The 3,937-nt window shown below is 72.6% G+C and carries 3 protein-coding genes and 1 pseudogene; 3 read left to right on the forward strand and 1 reads right to left on the reverse strand.

Annotation, left to right across the window (positions count from 1 at the left end):
* Positions 1-615 (reverse strand): helix-turn-helix transcriptional regulator (locus tag AOK23_RS41235; RefSeq protein WP_157878312.1); only part of this gene is annotated, 615 nt, incomplete at its 3' end.
* A gap of 62 nt (positions 616-677) precedes the next feature.
* On the opposite strand from AOK23_RS41235, the gene AOK23_RS41240 reads away from it, so the two are divergent.
* The 3 genes and pseudogenes from AOK23_RS41240 to AOK23_RS41250 all read left to right on the forward strand — a co-directional run.
* Positions 678-2,291: an MFS transporter gene (locus AOK23_RS41240; RefSeq protein WP_079050003.1), complete on the forward strand. Its 1,614-nt coding sequence runs from the start codon at positions 678-680 to the stop codon at positions 2,289-2,291.
* 247 nt (positions 2,292-2,538) lie between these two features.
* A pseudogene (locus AOK23_RS41245) lies at positions 2,539-3,294 on the forward strand (DeoR/GlpR family DNA-binding transcription regulator); the annotation flags it as partial.
* Between the two features lie 155 nt (positions 3,295-3,449).
* The coding region (locus AOK23_RS41250) for a 1-phosphofructokinase family hexose kinase (RefSeq protein ID WP_240496807.1) at positions 3,450-3,937 on the forward strand (488 nt) is incomplete at its 3' end.

Genomic DNA, 3,937 nt, shown 5'->3' on the forward strand with positions numbered 1-3,937 from the left:
GACGCGGTCGACGCGGAAGGTGCGCCAGTCGGCGCGGTCGAGGTCGTAGGCGACCAGGTACCAGCGGCGGCCGGTCGACACCAGCCGGTACGGCTCGCAGTGGCGCCGCGAGTCCGCGCCGTCGCCGGCGCGGTAGGCGAAGCGGAGCCGTTCGTTGCCCGCCACCGCCGACGCGATCACCGTCAGCGTCTCGGGCGTCACCGTCGCGCCGTCGCCGCTGGTCAGCGGGGTGGTGGCGGCCTGGAGCGTGGAGACCCGGTGCCGCAGCCGCGAGGGCAGTACCTGCTCCAGCTTGGCCAGCGCCCGTACGGAGGCCTCGTCCACGCCCTCCACGGCGTGCCCGGCCCCGGCCCGCAGCCCCACCGCGATCGCCACGGCCTCCTCGTCGTCCAGCACCAGCGGCGGCATGGCCTTCCCGGCCACCAGCCGGTAACCGCCGTCCGCCCCCATGCTCGCCTGGACCGGATAGCCCAGCTCCCGCAGCCGGTCGACGTCCCGGCGAACCGTCCGCCGCGACACCCCCAGCCGGTCGGCCAGCTCACCGCCTGGCCACTCGCGGGGCGTCTGGAGCAAGGAGAGGAGCTGAAGGAGCCGCGCCGGGGTGTCCGTAGTCATGCGTTCGAGGATGCCGCAGAAGTAGGACACAGTCTGACCTACTGGGGTTCTACCTTCGTTCCATGACCTCAACCACGAACGCCCTGAAGGGGCGCGACACCCGTACGGCGCTCGACGCCTCTCCCGGCGGCGGCGCCGACCGCAGGCGGTGGATCGCCCTCGCCATCGTCATGACCGCCGCCTTCATGGACCTCGTGGACGTCACGATCGTCAACATCGCGATTCCCTCCATCCAGCGAGGCGAGGCCGCCACGGTCAGCCAGATCCAGTGGATCACCGCCGGCTACGCCCTCGCCTTCGCCGCCGGACTCGTCACCGGCGGCCGGCTCGGCGACATCCACGGCCGCCGGCGGATCTTCCTCCTCGGCATCGGCGGCTTCACCGTCGCCTCCGCGCTGTGCGGCCTCGCCGCGAACCCGGAGATGCTCGTCGCCGCACGGATCGCACAGGGCGCGACGGCCGCGCTGATGGTGCCGCAGGTGCTGTCGATCGTCCACGCCACCTTCCCCGCGCACGAACGCGGCAAGGTGTTCGGGCTGTTCGGCGCGATCGTCGGCCTCGGCGCCGTCTCCGGCCCGCTGCTCGGCGCCCTGCTCATCGAGTGGAACCCGCTCGGCCTCGAATGGCGGGCGATCTTCCTGATCAACCTCCCGGTCGGCGTCGCCGGCCTCGTCCTGGGCCGCCGCTTCATCACCGAGTCCAAGGCCCCGCACGCCCTCAAGCTGGACCTCGTCGGCGTCGCCCTCGTCACCGGCGGCCTGCTGATGCTGCTCTACCCGCTCACCCGCGGCCACGAGCTGGACTGGCCGCTGTGGGGGTACGCACTGATGGCGGGGTCGCTGGTCGTGTTCGCGGCGCTGGTGGCGTACGAGCGGCACAAGACCGCGCGTGACGGCTCCCCGCTGATCGAACTGTCGCTGTTCAAGGTGAAGAGTTTCGCGGCCGGCATCGCGGTGCAGACGGTGTTCGGCATCGCCCTCGGTGTGTTCTTCCTCGTCTGGACCCTCTACCTCCAGACCGGCCTCGGCTGGAGCGTCCTGAAGGCCGGCCTGACCGGCGTGCCGTTCTCCGTCTCCGTCTCGGTCGCGGCCGGGATGTCGGTCCAGAAACTCGTCCCACGCTTCGGCCGCAAGGTCCTCCAGGCGGGCGCCCTGCTGATGGCGGCCGGTGTACTGCTCTACCTGTGGGAGTCCGAGCGGTACGGCCTCGCCATCACCCCCTGGCAGATGGCGCTCCCGCTGATCGTGATGGGCGCGGGCATGGGGCTCATCGTGGCCCCGCTGACCGACGCGATCCTCTCCGGGGTGCCGCGTGAGCACGCGGGTTCCGCGTCCGGGCTGATCAGCACGGTGCAGCAGATGGGCAACGCGCTCGGACTCGGCCTGGTGGCCGTGGTCTTCTTCGGCGCCATGGACGAGCCTCTCGTCCCCGCCGAGATCGGCCCCGCCTTCGTCGACGCCTTCGAACACGCCCTCGGCTGGGTCGCCGCTGTGCTCTTCGCGATCTTCCTGCTGATGTTCGCCCTCCCCCGACACCCCGTGACGGCCGAGCACGACGCCCACGAGGCCGAGGGTGAGGCCGAGGTCGCGGGTGAGTTCCAGGTCGAGGTCGAGGGCGCGGTGACCGACGGGAACGGGACGGGAGACGCGGAGCGCGAGCCGCAGTTGGCCCGCTGACCGACGACGCCCGATACGGCGACGGTCGATACGAAGACGGCCGATACGAAGACGGCCGATACGCCGACGGTCGATACGCCGACGGTCGGCAGGACCACTGGGGCGGAGACCGGCCCGGCACCCGAGGGTGCCGGGCCGGTCTCCGTTTGTGTCCGAGTCGTGCCCGAACCTGTTTACTTTCTGGAAATCCCGGCGTAGCCTCCCGAGCGAAACCACAAATTCGGGCATCGGTCGGAGGCGAACGGACATGTACGCACCGGAGCGGCAGCAGGAGATCCTCCGGCTCGCCCGTGACGGCGGCCGGGTGGACGTGGTGTCGCTGGCGGAGGAGTTCCAGGTCACGGCCGAGACCATCCGGCGCGACCTGAAGGCCCTGGACCGTGCCGGCCTCGTCCAGCGGGTCCACGGTGGCGCCATCCCCGCGGGGCGCCTGGACTTCGAGCCCGACCTCGCCGAACGCGAGAGCACGGCCGCCGACGAGAAGGACCGCATCGCGCAGGCCGCCCTCGCCGAACTGCCGATCGACGGCACCGTCGTCCTCGACGCCGGTACGACCGTCGCCCGCCTCGCCGCCGCCATCCCGCTGGAGGCCACGCTCACCGCGGTCACGCACAGCCTGCCCATAGCGGCCCGCCTCGCCGACCACCCGGGCATCCAACTCCACCTGGTCGGCGGCCGCGTCCGCCACCGCACCCGCGCCGCGGTGGACGCGTGGGCGCTCCGCGCCTACGGCGAGATCCGCGCCGACGTGCTCTTCGTGGCGGCCAACGGTTTCTCCCCCGCCCGCGGTCTCACCACCCCCGACCTCGCCGAGGCCGCGGTGAAGCGGGCCGCGATGGCCGCCGCCCGCCGGGTGGTGCTGCTCGCCGACTCCTCCAAGTGCGGCCAGGAGCACTTCGCCCGCTTCGGCGCCCTGAGCGATGTCGACCTGCTGATCACCGACAGCGGCCTGAGCCCCGAGGACGCCCTCGCCATCGAACGCGACGGCACCGAAGTACTACGGGTCCCGGGCGCAGGCGGGGGCACGGGCGCCTCCGCGGGCAACACCACGGGCAGGACCTCGGGCAACGCCACGGGCAGGACCTCGGGCAACGCCACGGGTCAGGCGGCCGTCAACGGCTCCGTCGCGGGCCGTACCGCCGGTCGGAAGGCCCGCGCATGATCCTCACCGTCACCCCCAACCCGTCCCTCGACCGCACCTACGAGGTCCCCTCCCTCGACCGCGGCGAGGTCATCCGGGCCACCGGCGAACGCATGGACCCGGGCGGCAAGGGCGTCAACGTCTCCCGCGCGGTCGCCGCCGCCGGACAGCGCACCGTGGCCGTCCTGCCGCTGGGCGGCGCGCCCGGCGCGCTCGTCGCGGATCTGCTCGACGCGCAGGGCATCGAGGTCGCACGGGTCGCCGTGGCCGGGGCGACCCGCTCCAACATCGCCCTCGCCGAGGCGGACGGCGTCCTCACGAAGATCAACGCGCCGGGCCCCGAACTCTCCGCCGCCGAGCAGGAACTCCTCCTGGAGACCGTCCGCACCCAGTCCGTCCACGCCTCCTGGATCGCCTGCTGCGGCAGCCTCCCGCGTGGCCTCGCCCCCTCCTGGTACGCCGAACTCGTCGCCCGCGCGCATGCCGCGGGCGACGAGTTCGGCGT

The organism is Streptomyces torulosus, from assembly GCF_001419765.1.
Taxonomy (GTDB): domain Bacteria; phylum Actinomycetota; class Actinomycetes; order Streptomycetales; family Streptomycetaceae; genus Streptomyces; species Streptomyces torulosus.